The sequence below is a fragment of the Pseudahrensia aquimaris genome, assembly GCF_042676045.1.
Lineage (GTDB): Bacteria > Pseudomonadota > Alphaproteobacteria > Rhizobiales > Rhizobiaceae > Pseudahrensia > Pseudahrensia aquimaris.
On the sequence record NZ_JBHTJV010000002.1, the window covers coordinates 276,516 to 290,853 of the forward strand.

Consider the following 14,338-nt stretch of genomic DNA (forward strand, 5'->3'; position numbering starts at 1 on the left):
ATCAGAGACGATCTTTTTTACGCCGCTAAATTAATCCCGTCCTTCCCTTTTTCCTCTATCCATCGATAGAGGTTCGAAATCTTGTAACGCGCTCGATTTCTAATGAGTATGAAATCTGGTCCTTCACCTGAAGAAGCCCAATTTGCCAGCGTTTTCGGGGTAAACCCTAGAAAGGCAGCGGCTTCTTTACGCGTGACCAATCGATCATTTGAGCTCGTTAAATCGGTGCTGCTTGGTTGGGTCATTTCGCATTGGATGTAAGCGTTACAGTTGCTCGCCTAATAGCAATCACTAATTTATTAGTCAACACTAATTTTGCTCCTTAGCTTCCGGCTCTCAAGATTGTTCGCCTCAAGCCTGATTGCTATTTGATTGCTGGAGTCTTGCGAGGGCTGGAGTTTGCAGCTACTGTTCGCATAACCCAATGATAATAAGAAGAAAATTGGTGACCCCGGCGCGATTCGAACGCGCGACCTACAGATTAGGAATCTGTTGCTCTATCCTGCTGAGCTACGGGGCCTTTTGCTGGTCCGTCTCAATCAGCTGCCTGATTGGAACGGACTGGATATAAATCTTGAATCGGGCAAACGCAATTTTGATGGGACGTTTGGTTTGATCTGCGATGAAATGCACGAGTCCATGGCGATTTACCCCAATTCATATCAGGTGATCACCTGATATGAATTTATGGAAAAGAGTGTAAACTCAGTAGGTGACTGGGGCAGCATTGTTTGAATTTTGGGTCTCCTTTTGGATATGGTGGGTGCTGACCTATGGCTAGTAATCTTGAACTCTACTCCGATGCGATTGATGACACGATTGTCGCTACAAAATCCACGGCAGAACTGATCGGGGATATTCAGCTTGCGACCAAGGTCATTAGCAGCGCGTATAAAGCCATCGACAAGGCCCGTAACGATGCTGGCACAATTTCAAACATTGCTGGCGGATTGGAAACGGTTCTAACGCTGGTTGGTAAGCTGGGAGGACCATTCAATGGCCTCGCCATCCCCTTAAAGCGCATTATCAATCAGCTAGAGCAGCGGGCAAAAGACATCGAGTCTGCGGCGGCGAATGTTCAGGAAAAGGCCGACGGCGCGGGAAAACCGCGATACGAATTCGAAAAGCAAATGCAGGACTTCAACCCTGTTCTCATTGCGCTCCAAACTGCCTTGAAACAGGCAGCTAAGGAATACGAGTCCATTCAATCGGGTGTAAATGATGCCGCCCGCGCCACCAGCGAAATCATTTTTCCTTCTACGGTCCAAGTGGCCATCGACAATGCCAACAGCGCGGTGGCGCCGAGTCTTGATGAATACAACCGAATTAAACCTGTGGTCGATGGTGTTCTTGAATTTCGCAAAGATCTTAACGAACTGGAAGACGCAATCGGCAACAGGTTTGACGAGTTCAAAGCACTTGCCGCCAGCATTGCCAATATCGTTGACCGAATTGGGTTTCTTGATATCCCGATGCAGATCCTTGGTGCTGTTCTTAGCCCTGTTCAATGGGCGCTTGATGCGGTGGAGTTTGTATTTAACCGGGTCATCTCTCCGCTAATCGACCCGATAATCGAAACTTTCAATCTCGATGCCCTGATTGACGAGTTTCTTGAGAAAGTCGGCCTTCCTTCTCTGGAATTGTTTGAGCCGCTGGTGGAGATATTCACCACAGTGCGCGACTTTCTGTTCAACGTGGGCAACAAAATCGATGATTTCGTCACGGATGTTCAATCGTTTATCGACGATCTGCGCGGAGAGATTGTTTTGGGCGATCTGGGCCTGTCTGAAGGCGGCGCCGATAGCGATTTTCTCGTCGGTGATGATAATGATCCAGCCCAGAATATTCCCGCAGGCTTCGATGATGATCTGATCGTCGACAGGCAGAGCAATACACTCAACGGCAATGCCGGTGACGACTTGATTGCCGGCGGGCTTGGCACAGACTTTTTGTTCGGTGGCGATGGAAACGATATTCTGATTGGCGGTCAAGGCGATGATTTTATTGACGGTGGCTCCGATTCATCAAACGCGTTCACCGATGTTGCTGTCATTCTGGGTAATTTCAGCGAGTTCACTTTTGCTTCGCTTGATGATGGTGACACTGTTGTCGCCCAACAGAATTTCGTAACCGGCAGCAATGAAAACCAAGGATCGGACACGATCACCAATGTGGATCAGATCGTATTTCTTGATCGTGCGATCGACTTTGATGACTTTCAGCGGTTTCTATATTCGCAGCCAGACACCACGCCACCTTGGACTGTTGAGGGAACGGCGGGGCCGGATTTCATATTCGGGGGTGATTTCAGCAATCCAGACTTAAGCCCAATCGACGACACCCTCAACGGTAATGACGGTGATGATTTTCTTTCCGGCGGCGCGGGCGACGACACGCTTTCCGGTGGCAACGGCAACGATTGGATTGAGGGGGGTAAAGGCCAGGACACAATCGACGGTGGCCGTGGAACTGATACCGTTTCCTATAGCAACGAAGGTTTTTTGATCGATGTATTCGCTTCTTTGGCCGATCAGAATGTCGAGGACCCTTTTGGTTCTGTAACGACTGATGAATTCGATGTGATTGAATACGTTTCCAACGTTGAAAACGCTTTTGGCGGAAGGTCGGTGGATTTCTTCTGGGGCAACGAAGGTCGCAATCTTCTGTCTGGCGGCGAAAACAGAGACTATCTCGTGGGGCGTGGTGGCAGCGACATTTTGGAGGGTGGCGACGCATTCGACATGCTGATTGGCGGCGCCGGAAACGATATCATCAAAGGCGGCTTGGGATACGATATCCACGTTGCTGGATCTGGCTTCGACAAATATTACGACTCAGACAATTATGGCTATCTTTGGTATGGTTCGGAGGGTCGCACCCCTCTTTGGCTACCATACGGGGATACGCCCATCGGGCAGTTTAATCTGTATCCGTCTCTTTCGGCATTCGGCATCAATCCATCTGACTACGACACCGAAATCGCATCCCGCATTGTGTTGGACATGAGCAAGGGCAAAGTCGCCAAATACAATGCCGATGGCGTGCGGACGGGCACCGATCTGATTTTCGACAATCTCTATGTAGTTGGCAGCAAGGGCAATGATTTGCTGGTGGGGAGCCACGGTGGCGACGCGCTGGAAGGTGGTGACGGTGACGATGAAATTCGTGGCAACGGCTCCGGCGACGATGTGGACTATTTGTGGGGCGGCGCGGGAAACGATGTATTCAGAACCGGCAGCGGCGAAAGCTTCATTCAAGGCAATGAAGACGACGACACGGTTTGGGTCGAGGAGACGGGTACGATCCAAGCCCGCGGCGGCGATGGCGTGGACACGATCAATTTTTCTCGCAGCGACCGTAAGTTCATTTTTCAAGAACAAGTCGATATTTCTTCCAGTGTCCAAGGACTGGTGTATCACGCTTATCTTGAGGATGACGAAATCGGTGTGGACGAGCCCGATGTCATTACCATTGCTCAATTTGAAAACATTGTCGGCACGGATCTAGATGACTTTCTTACTGGTGGGTTGGAAAGCAGCACGGTTTGGGCGGGTGCTGGCGATGACACGGTTTGGGTGGTTGGCCCGGGCGACATTGTCTATGGCGGTGCAGGAGACGACTATCTCGCTGGCCTTTCTGGTTCTGACGAACTCTACGGCGAAGAAGGCAATGACAGGCTCACGCAAGGCGTGGCGTCCGGCAGCTCGGATATTTTGGATGGTGGCGCAGGCGACGACACCATTTCCTTGCTGGATATAAATGGCAGCCAAGTCTTCGGTGGCGATGGGGTTGATGCGATATATCTCAGTTTCAGTCAGGGCATGGTCGCTAGCTTGCTAACCAACTTGGTGGGCACAGGGCCAGATGCCATTCAGCTAAGCGGTATCGAAAACATTTTTGGTAGCGCCAATGGGGATGCACTGATTGGCAACGGCGATAGTAACAAGCTGGTTGGTGGACAAGGCAACGACGAAATCCTGGGCCTTGCGGGTGATGATCTGCTCTACGGAGGGGATGATGATGATCAAATCTATGGTGGGGACGATGATGATCTGATCTTCACCAGCTTGGGCAACGACTATGTCGACGGCGGATCTGGCAATGATACCGTTTCCTTCGATGCCTATCAGACTGGCGAAGAGCTTCCGAACTCCCAAAGCGTCTCAAGCAATTTCGAGCCACAGAAAACCGAGGGCGTGGTATTTGCCGACCTGACGGGCGAATACTCCAACTTCATTCTAACGGTTCCGCGTGACGAAGGTCGTTCGTCGCCAGACGATTTGGGCAAGGTTCAAGCCAGCATCCTGATTGATGTCGAAAATCTGACTGGCACCTGGACGGATGACGTTCTGCGCGGGGACGCGGCAGACAACACAATCAGCGGAGGCAACAAGAATGGTGCCGATCTGCTGGAAGGCCGAGGCGGTGCAGATATTCTGTCCGGCGGCGATGGCAACGACCGCCTTTTCGGTGACTTTGAGCGCGGCGAAGGCATTGATCTACTGCACATGAATGCCGGTCAGGAACGCGGTGAGTATGTACGCAGCGATGGCACATTCAACGACATGCCGTCCGGTTCATTAACGCTGGAAATGCTGGTGCAAACCAATGGTCCGCTGGGCACCGATAGCCCTGATCCGATATTTGCTTCTTATGCTGTCGGCGGTTCGACCAACGAGATTTTGCTCTATGGACTTTCTGGCGGTAGTCGAACGATCGGCTTCTGGATTTCCGGCGTTAATGTTCCGACCACGATACCTGTCGAAGACGTTGTCGATGGCACGCTTCATCGTCTGTCGCTGACGCTGGATGACGTCTCCAACGAAGTAAAACTATATGTCGATGGTGTTGAGAGGTTCTCCACCGTCAACGCATCTGCCGCCTCGCCGGTTGCCAATGGCGGTGTGCTGGTCTTCGGGCAAGATCAAGACACAGTCGGTGGGTCGTTCAGTCCGACCCAGGTGCTTCAAGGAGCAATTGGCGATATTCGCATTTTTGACGAAGCGCGCACCGCTCAACAGATCGCTGACAATTGGGCGAACACGCTCCAGGACCCCGTCAACGAGCAGGGCCTGGTGGTCAATTGGCAGGCCAATGCATTATCCGGTCAGTTTGAAGACGCAAAAGGTGGTAGCAATCTGCTTTTGGCCGGCGGCTTGGGTGGTTCTAATTTTCGCAGCGGTGGTCAGGCAGGCGACGATATTCTCAACGGTGGCGCTGGCAATGATGAGCTAGACGGCGGTGACGGTGCCGACGAAATGCGCGGTGCATCCGGCAACGACCGCTATTGGGTGGACCAATATGGCGATCGCACGATCGAGCTTGCGGACGAAGGCTTTGATACTGTCCTTACGGAACTGACGACATACAAATTGTCGGCAAATGTGGAACGTCTGATCTTCACCGATACCGCCAACCACATCGGCCGAGGCAACGCCTTGGACAACATCTTGAACGGCAATGCCGGTGACGACCGCTTTATTGTCGACGAAGGCGGCGCAGACACTTTCTCAGGCGGCAATGGTCAGGACATGTTCGATGGCCGCTCGGCGGTTGAGTCAGTGATCGTCAACCTTGCTGATCAAAGTCAGAACGCTGGCGCTACAGCGGGCGACATTTTTGCTTCTATTGAAACCTTCATCGGCTCGCGCACGGCGGACGACATGCTGAAAGCCGGAACAGGCGTTGCCCGCTTCTACGGCGATGGTGGTAATGATTATCTGATGGGCGGTCTCAAAGCCGATCTGCTTTATGGTGGCGATGATGACGATGTGCTTGACGGCGGTGCCAATGCCGACCGACTCGACGGCGGCTCCGGACACGACACCGCAAGCTATGTCTCGGCAGCAGCGGGTGTCACCGTGAACATGGGCAATGCCGCGCTGAACAGCGGCGATGCGGCGGGTGATATATTTGTCTCCATCGAAGCTATCGCAGGCTCGTCACACGCAGATGATCTGACGGGCGATGCCAATGACAACGTGCTGATGGGTGGCGCAGGCCGAGACCACTTCCATAGCAGTGGCGGCGCTGACACTTTCCACGGCGAAAGCGGCAACGACACTTACTTCATCAGCAACATTCATGACCGAATTATCGAAGCCGCTGACGAAGGATATGACATTGTGCGAACATCGGTTTCCAGCTTCACGCTGTCAGCCAATGTCGAGCGTTTGATCTTCACTGACACGGGAGATCATGTTGGACGAGGCAATGATCTCGATAACATTCTAAACGGCAATGCAGGCCGCGATAGATTCGTCATCGATGCTGGAGGGGAAGACACATTTTCCGGCGGTAACGGCATGGATACTTTCGACGCACGTTCCAGTGATGTTGGCGTCCGCATCTATCTGAACAATCAGGATTTGAACGCCTCTGCTGCCGCGGGTGACTTCTTTGCCTCCATCGAAACCTTCATCGGATCATCGACCGCAGACGATATTCTCAAGGCTGGAGTAGGGCGCGCGCGGTTCTCCGGTTCGGGCGGCGATGACCGTCTGAGCGGCGGCAACAACAGTGATTATCTGCGCGGTGATGAGGGCGACGACGATCTGCGCGGTGGCAATGGGGCCGATACGCTGCTCGGTGGAACGGGTAACGACGATCTGCGCGGTGGCAAGGGTTTTGATCAGTTCAGGTTCGTGGAAGCTGACTTTGGGGCCGACACCATTCACGACTATGAAAGTGGTGATCAGTTGCGCTTTTTCTCAAGCGTGGCAGATGCGTTTTCCGACTTCACTCTGACAAACAATGGAACGACAAGTGTTCGGGTAACGCTGGTTGCTGACACCTCAAACTTCATTGATGTAATAGGTGCGAACGGCTCGACTGTGACGCTCGATGCGAGCGATTTTTCGTTCTATTGATCCTATTGCAAGACGTGGAAGGGGTCGCGATTGCGGCTCATAGATCAAAATAGTCTCGAGAACTTCAAACCGTGTTGCGCCGTACGATTGTGACGCCTGCAATTCCTATTTCCCGACTGCCAACGAGAATTTCGTCGCCCTCACTGATCAGTCCTGACGCATCGCGGGGTTTGGGCCCGTAATTTACGATGGTGCGTAGATTGCCTCGGTCGCGGATGCGTAGATCCGATCCGGTGCTGACCGTTTCGATGCCTTCGTATTTCAAAATTGCTTGAATCGTTCGTTTCAGGGTTTCGCTGAACGGCCAACCTGCCAAATAAGTTGCCTTGCCAGTGCGCGTGATGGCGGGTCGGTCATCATTTGTTGTTCGGATAATCTCCACCGTGTCTCCCGTTTCCAAATGCTCGAACCAAAGCTGCATTTTGTCCCGATGATGATCCAGCGTTATCATTGAGCGGGGGCGCAGGCTTTCAGCGCGCAGAACCTTCACGTTGAGCAGGTTTTGCAGGTTTCCCGGTGGCAGATTCGGAGGGATTTGGTGGTCTAACGTTCGCGAGCCGGAGCGCGGGCCAAAGAGCAGGCTCGCGCCGCTCGCCTTGGCGCGTGTCACGAAGTCTTCGGAAATGAAAATCAGATGCGGGGCAATGATTACCTTGTAGCCTTCCAGCGATGCAGAGGGTGGGATGACGTCGATCGACAGGCCCAAAATGCGAAGCAAACGGTAGACTTCGAAGATGCGGTTGAAGCCGTCATAGTCTGCTCCCTGCGGTTGAATTTCCGTGGCCCAGATTGACGGGTAATCGAAGATGAGCGCGACTTTGGCTTGTTCGGTTGTCGCCTGCGGCAGGCCGGCCAACTCATGCGCCACTTGGGCTGCTTCGCTGAGTGCGATGTCCGGCGAATTGTCGGGACGGTTGAGCGCGGTGTGGAATTGCTCCTGCGCGAAAGGAGGCTGGCGCCAGCGGAAGTAGCTGACAATTTCCGCGCCGTGGGCAAATGCCTCGTGGCTCCAAAGCCGAACCATGCCCTCATAGGGCGCAGGGTTCCACGGTGCCCAGTTCACAGGGCCAGGCTGTTGTTCCATTACCCACCAGCGTGATTTGCAGCCGCGGTAGAGGTCGTGGTGGAAAGCTTGAAAGTCAGGGTCACCGGCACGCAGATAGTGCGCCTTCCATGGATTGTCTTTGCCGAACTGTTCGAGAAAACCCAGCGGATATGAATCCCATGAAGCTACGTCGAGGTCTTGGCTCACGTCGTGGTGATCGAAATCGAGATAGCGGCCCATGAAGTTGTGAACGATATCGCGGCCTTTGGTGTATTTGCGCAGGATATCCGTCTGGTTCTTATTGAACGCAACGACCTGATCGGACGTGTAGCGGCGGAAATCCAAACGGTGGGCTGGGTTGGCTTCTGTCACAGTCAGGTTGGGGAGTTCGATCTGGGAAAAGTCGGACACTTCCATCGACCAGAAAATGTTTCCCCAAGCGCGGTTGAGCGCGTCCGGAGACTGGTATTTTTGCGCCAGCCAGTTGCGGAAGCCGTCGCGGGCGGCATTGCTGTAGGAAATTGTCGTGTCGTGACAGCCGTATTCATTGTCGGTCTGCCAGGCGACGACATGGGGATTGCCGCCATACCGTTTGGCGAGAATCTCTGTGATGCGCGCACATTCGCGGCGGTAGCCAAGATGGGAAAAGCAGTAGTGGCGGCGCGAGCCGAAGCCGCGCGGGTGGCCTTCTCCGTCGAGCGCCACCATGTCGGGCATTTCGTCTACCAGCCATTTGGGTGGGGTCGCTGTGGGCGTGCACATTGTGATCTTCAGGCCCGCTTGGCCCAGTGTCTCAATGGCTTCGTCCAGCCATTCGAAATCGAATTGATCGCGGGCGGGCTCCATACGGCTCCACGCGAATTCAGCGATGCGGACGTGTGTGATGCCTGTCTCCACCATTCGCCGCGCATCGTCGGTCCACATTTCCTGCGGCCAGTGTTCGGGATAATAGCAGACGCCGAGCGTGGGTTGGATGGTCGTCACGGCGGTGCCTCGATGGTTAGATGCGCAATCCGTCCTGTCCGAACAGCATGGCGGTTGAAGGGTCAACGCCAAATTGAGCGACTTCCCCATCGCGGAAGGCGGTGTGGCCTTTTTGCTCCACGGTCAGCGGCGTGCCGCCCCCGATGTTGAGATAAAGGTAAGACACGCCGCCTAATTGCTCGACCACGGTGGTTGGTGCTTTGAACGTATGCTTGGCGCCCTTGGCATCTATGAAATGTTCCGGGCGAAGGCCGACTTTTATCGCTTCTCCCTTGTCGGGTGAGCGGTCTCTGGTGGCGACGTCGATCTTCAGATCGCCGAGCGATGGCATGGTGACCTTCGCCTTGGTCTTGGTTGTGCTGACAACTTCGCCGTCGATGAAGTTCATGCGCGGCGAGCCGATGAAGCCTGCAACGAATTCGTTGTCGGGATTGTCGTAGAGATCCAGCGGTGAGCCGTATTGCTCCACGATGCCAGCCCGCAGCACTACGATCTTGTCGGCCAGGGTCATGGCTTCGGTCTGATCGTGGGTGACGTAAATCATCGTTGCGCCAAGGTCGTTATGGAGCTTGGCGATTTCCAACCGCATCTGGACACGCAATTCGGCGTCGAGGTTGGAGAGCGGCTCATCGAACAGAAACACATCCGGCTTGCGCACGATGGCGCGGCCAATGGCGACGCGTTGGCGCTGGCCGCCTGACATGGCTTTGGGCTTGCGGTCCAGCAGGGGCTTCAGTTCGAGAATTTCGGCAGCGGCTTGCACGCGGCGGTCGATCTCTTCGGGATCCGCGCCGCCCATTTTCAGGCCGAAAGCCATGTTGTCGTAGACACTCATATGTGGGTAAAGCGCATAAGACTGAAACACCATCGCCACGCCGCGCTCTGCTGGCTCGACATGGGTGACGTCGCGTCCGCTGATGGAAAGTGAGCCGTCAGTGGTTTCCTCAAGTCCGGATATCAGGCGCAGCAAAGTGGATTTTCCGCAACCGGAAGGGCCAACGAAAACGACGAAATCACCGTCATCGATTGTTAGGTCTACGCCGTGAATGACGTGAACATCCCCGAATGATTTTTTCACCCCGTGCAGTTGAACGCCTGCCATTGTCTCTCTCCCGAATGCGAACTTTCACCCGCTTAAATTTGCGCCTCGGTTCAGCCGTTTGTTAGCTTCTTGGGCCGAGCCTTTGCGCCATGTCATTTTCAATTGCGTATGCGGCAGAGCGCACCAAGTGCTCCCATTCACCAATGGTTTCATCGGATATGCGATATCGCGGAGCGGTGACCGATAGGCCGCCAATCGTTTCTCCGTCCGGCGAGGCGATGGACGCGGCGACGCAATAGATACCGCTTTCGTGCTCTTCGCGGTCGTGTGAAATGCTGGTGGTCTTGATCTCGTTCAATTCGCGCATCAGTGCAGTAGCGCTGGTGATTGTCGTGGGCGTGTAGCGGTGAAACTCTATGCGGGCTGTCCGAGCTTTGGCTTCACCTAACGGCAGCCGCGCTAGCATGGCTTTTCCAATGCCTGTGCAATAAAGTGGTGAGGCTTTCCCAACCTGACTGTGCATCCGCACGGTTTGATTGCTCTCGATCTTGTCGAGGTAGATCACTTCCAGATCGCCCATCTGTCCTAAATGCACTGTCTCGCCAGTGGCTTTGTGGAGGGCTTCGATATGGGGCTGCGCTAGCGAGCGCAGAGTGTTTTGCGACCACGCACGTGAAGCGAATTTAAGCAGGCGAATTCCGGGTGTATAGGCATTGTCGGCGCTGATATCGACCAGCCCTTCTTCGATCAGATTGCTGATCTGCCGGTGAAGTGTGCCGCGTGGTTGGTCGACTTTTTTGAGCACATCGGTGAAACGCATTGGCTTTTGCGCTGTGGCAATCACTTCCAAAACCTGCATAGCCTTACCCAGCGTGCCGGTGTCGTGGCGCGGTGCGTCTTGCAGGGCTGTGGTTGTATCGGCGGCGGACATGGATGTGATGGGTTGGGGCGCTGGCGTGTGGTTGACAAGGGCGGAGTATATTTCAATAATTCTGTATAGTCAAATAGAGTTCCAAATAATGGAACTTATTTTGAACGGTCAATCTTGCGCTTGTGGTCTTTTGAAGACAGATGCACAGTGGGAGAATAGGGAGCTTGAGAATTATTGGTGCGAGCAGGTGCGTCTGCGTTGTGCTGATTTGATTCCCTCAATCGCTGACAAAAATTCGGGAAGCCGCATGGTGCGGATTTCCAGTAACCGGGAGGAACATTTCAATGTTCAAAACGCTCATCCGAGCCACTGCGACGGCTGGCTTTGCTGCCATGATGGCAACAACCGCTTTCGCAAGCGATCTGAAGATCATTTTTGACGATACGAATCCAGGACCCAAAAAAGGTTTTGAAGACGCGGTCGCTGATTTCAAAGCGGCCAATCCAGACATAAACGTCACCGTTTCGATCAATGACCGCGAAGCCCATAAAACGGCTATTCGCAACTTTCTCACAGCCGATGCCCCAGACATCACATCGTGGTACCCTGGCAACCGCATGGCGCCTTTCACGGATGCTGGCTTGATGACCGACATCTCCGATCTTTGGGCCTCAGACCCGAACCTGTCGACCAGCTTCGAGGCCATCAAGCCGACGATGACCCGCGATGGCAAACAGTGGGGCGTGCCTTATTCGTATTATCAATGGGGTATTTATTACCGCAAAGACATCTTCGACAAACTCAACCTCTCAGAGCCAAAGACGTGGGACGAGCTTCTCGCTGCATCGAAAACTCTCAAAGACAATGGCGTTACGCCGTTCACCATCGGCACAAAGTTCCTTTGGACGGCTGCTGGCGTGTTTGATTATTTGAACCTGCGCACAAACGGCTATGACGTTCACAACGATCTGACAGCCGGCAAAATCAAGTATTCGGATCCGCGTATCCGCGCGACTTTTGCCAACTGGAAGCAGCTTGTGGATATGGGCGCTTTTGTGAACAACCATGCTTCAATGTCATGGCAGGATGCTATCGCGCCTTTCGCCAACGGCGATGCAGCTATGTATGTGATGGGCAACTTCGCCGTTGACGGTTTCAAGAATGCTGGCTTGACGGAAGATCAGATTGATTACTTCCCGTTCCCGGAAATCACGCCCGGTATGCCACGCGCTGAAGAAGCACCTGCGGATGCTTTCTTCATCCCGGCCAACGCGAAGAACAAAGAGAACGCCAAAAAATTCCTGTCCTTTGTCGCGCAGCCGGAAGTGCAGTCCAAGTGGAATGCAACGATTGGCCAATTGCCGCCGAACTCGAAAGCCGAAGTGTCGGATGACAAGTTTATCCAACAGGGCATGGAAACAGTTTCTACTGCTGCAGGTCTCGCCCAGTTCTACGACCGCGATGCACCTGCCGCTATGGCCAAAGCTGGCATGGAAGGCTTCCAGCAGTTCATGAACGATCCGAGCAAGTTGGAAGAAATTCTGGCACGCCTCGATAAGGTTCAGGAAGAAGTGTACAAATAGAACTAGCTTTTGGGCGCGTTGGGTAATCCAGCGCGCCCAACAATTTTACGCTGCGGGGAGGTGGCTAAGATCATGACCACAGCACTAGCAACCGATGCGCGCGCACCCGTTGAACGCGCTGTTGATACGCGCAGCTTCTACGCCCGCAACCGTTTGAAAATCGCGCCGTGGCTGTTTCTTGCGCCCGCGCTGATCTTCTTCATGATCTACGTGATTATTCCAATTTTCGGCTCGATTTCGCTTTCGTTCTACAAGTGGGACGGTCTTGTTGCGGAACAGGCTGAGTGGGTCGGCATGGCCAATTATGAGCGGTTGCTGGACGACGAGAAATTCTGGACCTCGTTAAAGAACAACATTCTTTGGCTGTTGCTGTTCATGCTGGCCGTGCCTGCCGGCCTCTTCATCGCATTGTTCCTGAACCAGACAACCCCCGGAATGCGCATCTACAAATCTCTGTTCTTCTTTCCCTTCGTGATCTCGCAGGTCGTTGTTGGATTGGTGTTCTTCTGGTTCTACAATCCAGAATTCGGGGTCGTTGGCAAAGTCTGGGGCTTTTTCTTCTGCGAGCAGGTGGTCAACATTGTTGGCAATTTATCGACCCGTTGTTCAGTTGATCCGCCTGCGCTGATGGCGAGCGAAGAATACGCAACTTACGGCATCATCGCCGCAGGTCTTTGGCCGCAAATCGCCTATTGCATGATTTTATATCTGACCGGTCTGAACAACGTTTCGCCCGATCAGGTTGAAGCGGGCCGTCTTGATGGCGCAAAGGGTTGGCGGATGCTTTGGTATGTCATCCTGCCGCAATTGCGCCCCGCTACATTCATCGCTGTTGTTGTGACGGTAATCGGTGCGCTGCGCTCGTTCGATATGATCGCCATCATGACGCAAGGCGGACCGGGTGTCGGCTCCACCAATGTGCTGGCCTACTACATGTATGAAGTGGCGCTATCCGAGTTTGGCTTCCGCTACGGCTATGGTGCTGCGATTGCGACAGTGCTGTTCCTCATCATGCTCTTCTACATCAGCTATTTTCTGTGGCGGATGTATCAAGACGAGAAGGGAGAGCACTGATGTTTCCCACTCAGATACAGAAGTCATCGACAGGTTGGCAGATAGGCTACAACGTTCTCGTTCCGGTAGCGTTGTTCATCTGGCTGCTTCCGCTGATCGCGATTTTCATGACATCGATACGTCCGGAGACAGACATCACTTCGGGCAATGTCTTTGGCTGGCCGACTGATTTTCTGCTGATTGAAAACTATGCCCAAGTTTTCCGCGAGACGAAGGCGCTGCAATATCTCATCAACTCGTTTTTGGTAACGGTGCCTACAGTTATCCTGTCTGTGTCGCTTGCCTGTCTCGCTGGCTACGCGCTGGCGATCTATAAAGTGCCGTTCTTTGGGAAGAACCTCTCCATCCCACTTTTTATGTTGTTCGTGGCTGGCAATTTCGTGCCGTTTCAAATCCTCATGGTGCCGGTTCGCGAGTTCTCGGAAAATATCGGCGTCTACAACACCGTTTGGGCGTTGATCCTCTTTCACTCTGCGTTTCAGACTGGTTTCTGCACGCTCTTCATGCGCAATTTTATCAAGGCGCTGCCCTTTGAGTTGATTGAGTCTGCGCGCATTGAGGGTGTCGGTGAATTCAAGATTTTCTGGCATGTCGTTTTGCCTCTCGTACGCCCGGCTTTGGCGGCTTTGGCTGTGCTGATCTTTACCTTTATCTGGAATGATTTCTTCTGGGCGACGGTGCTGACCAACGGCGATGAAGCAAAGCCGATCACAGCGGGCATGGAATCGCTCAAGGGCCAATATTTGACCCGCTACAGCCTCTACTCCGCTGCCGCACTGATGGCGGCCATTCCGCCGGTCATCATGTTCTTCATCGCCCAAAAGCACTTTATCGCGGGCCTGACGCTCGGCGCCACGAAGGGATAAACGC

General features: G+C 53.6%; 8 protein-coding genes and 1 tRNA gene. 4 read left to right on the forward strand and 5 right to left on the reverse strand.

Annotated features, from left to right (window positions below; all coding sequences use genetic code 11):
• Window positions 1-17 precede the first annotated feature (17 nt).
• Window positions 18-245 carry a helix-turn-helix transcriptional regulator gene (locus ACFQ14_RS01170; protein ID WP_377210863.1) on the reverse strand — a complete coding sequence of 76 codons (228 nt, stop codon included), beginning with the start codon at window positions 243-245 and terminating at the stop codon, window positions 18-20.
• Window positions 246-443: 198 nt separating this feature from the next.
• Window positions 444-520, reverse strand: a tRNA-Arg gene (locus tag ACFQ14_RS01175).
• A 253-nt stretch (window positions 521-773) separates the two neighbouring features.
• Here ACFQ14_RS01175 and ACFQ14_RS01180 point away from each other — a divergent pair.
• Window positions 774-6,869 carry a LamG-like jellyroll fold domain-containing protein gene (locus tag ACFQ14_RS01180; RefSeq protein ID WP_377210864.1) on the forward strand — a complete coding sequence of 2,032 codons (6,096 nt, stop codon included), beginning with the start codon at window positions 774-776 and terminating at the stop codon, window positions 6,867-6,869.
• Window positions 6,870-6,933: 64 nt separating this feature from the next.
• Here ACFQ14_RS01180 and ACFQ14_RS01185 read toward each other — a convergent pair whose 3' ends face one another.
• From ACFQ14_RS01185 to ACFQ14_RS01195, 3 genes are all read right to left on the reverse strand, one after another.
• A complete protein-coding gene (locus ACFQ14_RS01185) occupies window positions 6,934-8,898 on the reverse strand; it encodes a beta-galactosidase (protein ID WP_377210865.1) in 1,965 nt (654 codons plus the stop codon).
• A 16-nt stretch (window positions 8,899-8,914) separates the two neighbouring features.
• On the reverse strand, window positions 8,915-10,000 hold the full coding sequence (locus ACFQ14_RS01190) for an ABC transporter ATP-binding protein (RefSeq protein ID WP_377210866.1): 1,086 nt from the start codon (window positions 9,998-10,000) through the stop codon (window positions 8,915-8,917).
• A 61-nt stretch (window positions 10,001-10,061) separates the two neighbouring features.
• The gene (locus tag ACFQ14_RS01195; RefSeq protein ID WP_377210867.1) at window positions 10,062-10,871 is read right to left on the reverse strand and encodes an IclR family transcriptional regulator; all 810 of its coding nucleotides are present in this window, start codon (window positions 10,869-10,871) and stop codon (window positions 10,062-10,064) included.
• Window positions 10,872-11,155: 284 nt separating this feature from the next.
• On the opposite strand from ACFQ14_RS01195, the gene ACFQ14_RS01200 reads away from it, so the two are divergent.
• The 3 genes from ACFQ14_RS01200 (at window position 11,156) to ACFQ14_RS01210 (ending at window position 14,334) form a co-directional block, all read left to right on the forward strand.
• Window positions 11,156-12,394 carry an ABC transporter substrate-binding protein gene (locus tag ACFQ14_RS01200; RefSeq protein WP_377210868.1) on the forward strand — a complete coding sequence of 413 codons (1,239 nt, stop codon included), beginning with the start codon at window positions 11,156-11,158 and terminating at the stop codon, window positions 12,392-12,394.
• 72 nt (window positions 12,395-12,466) lie between these two features.
• On the forward strand, window positions 12,467-13,468 hold the full coding sequence (locus ACFQ14_RS01205) for a carbohydrate ABC transporter permease (protein ID WP_377210869.1): 1,002 nt from the start codon (window positions 12,467-12,469) through the stop codon (window positions 13,466-13,468).
• Window positions 13,468-14,334, forward strand: a complete 867-nt coding sequence (locus tag ACFQ14_RS01210; protein WP_377210870.1) for a carbohydrate ABC transporter permease — start codon at window positions 13,468-13,470, stop codon at window positions 14,332-14,334. Before ACFQ14_RS01205 ends, ACFQ14_RS01210 begins: the two co-directional genes overlap by 1 nt.
• Window positions 14,335-14,338: the final 4 nt, after the last annotated feature.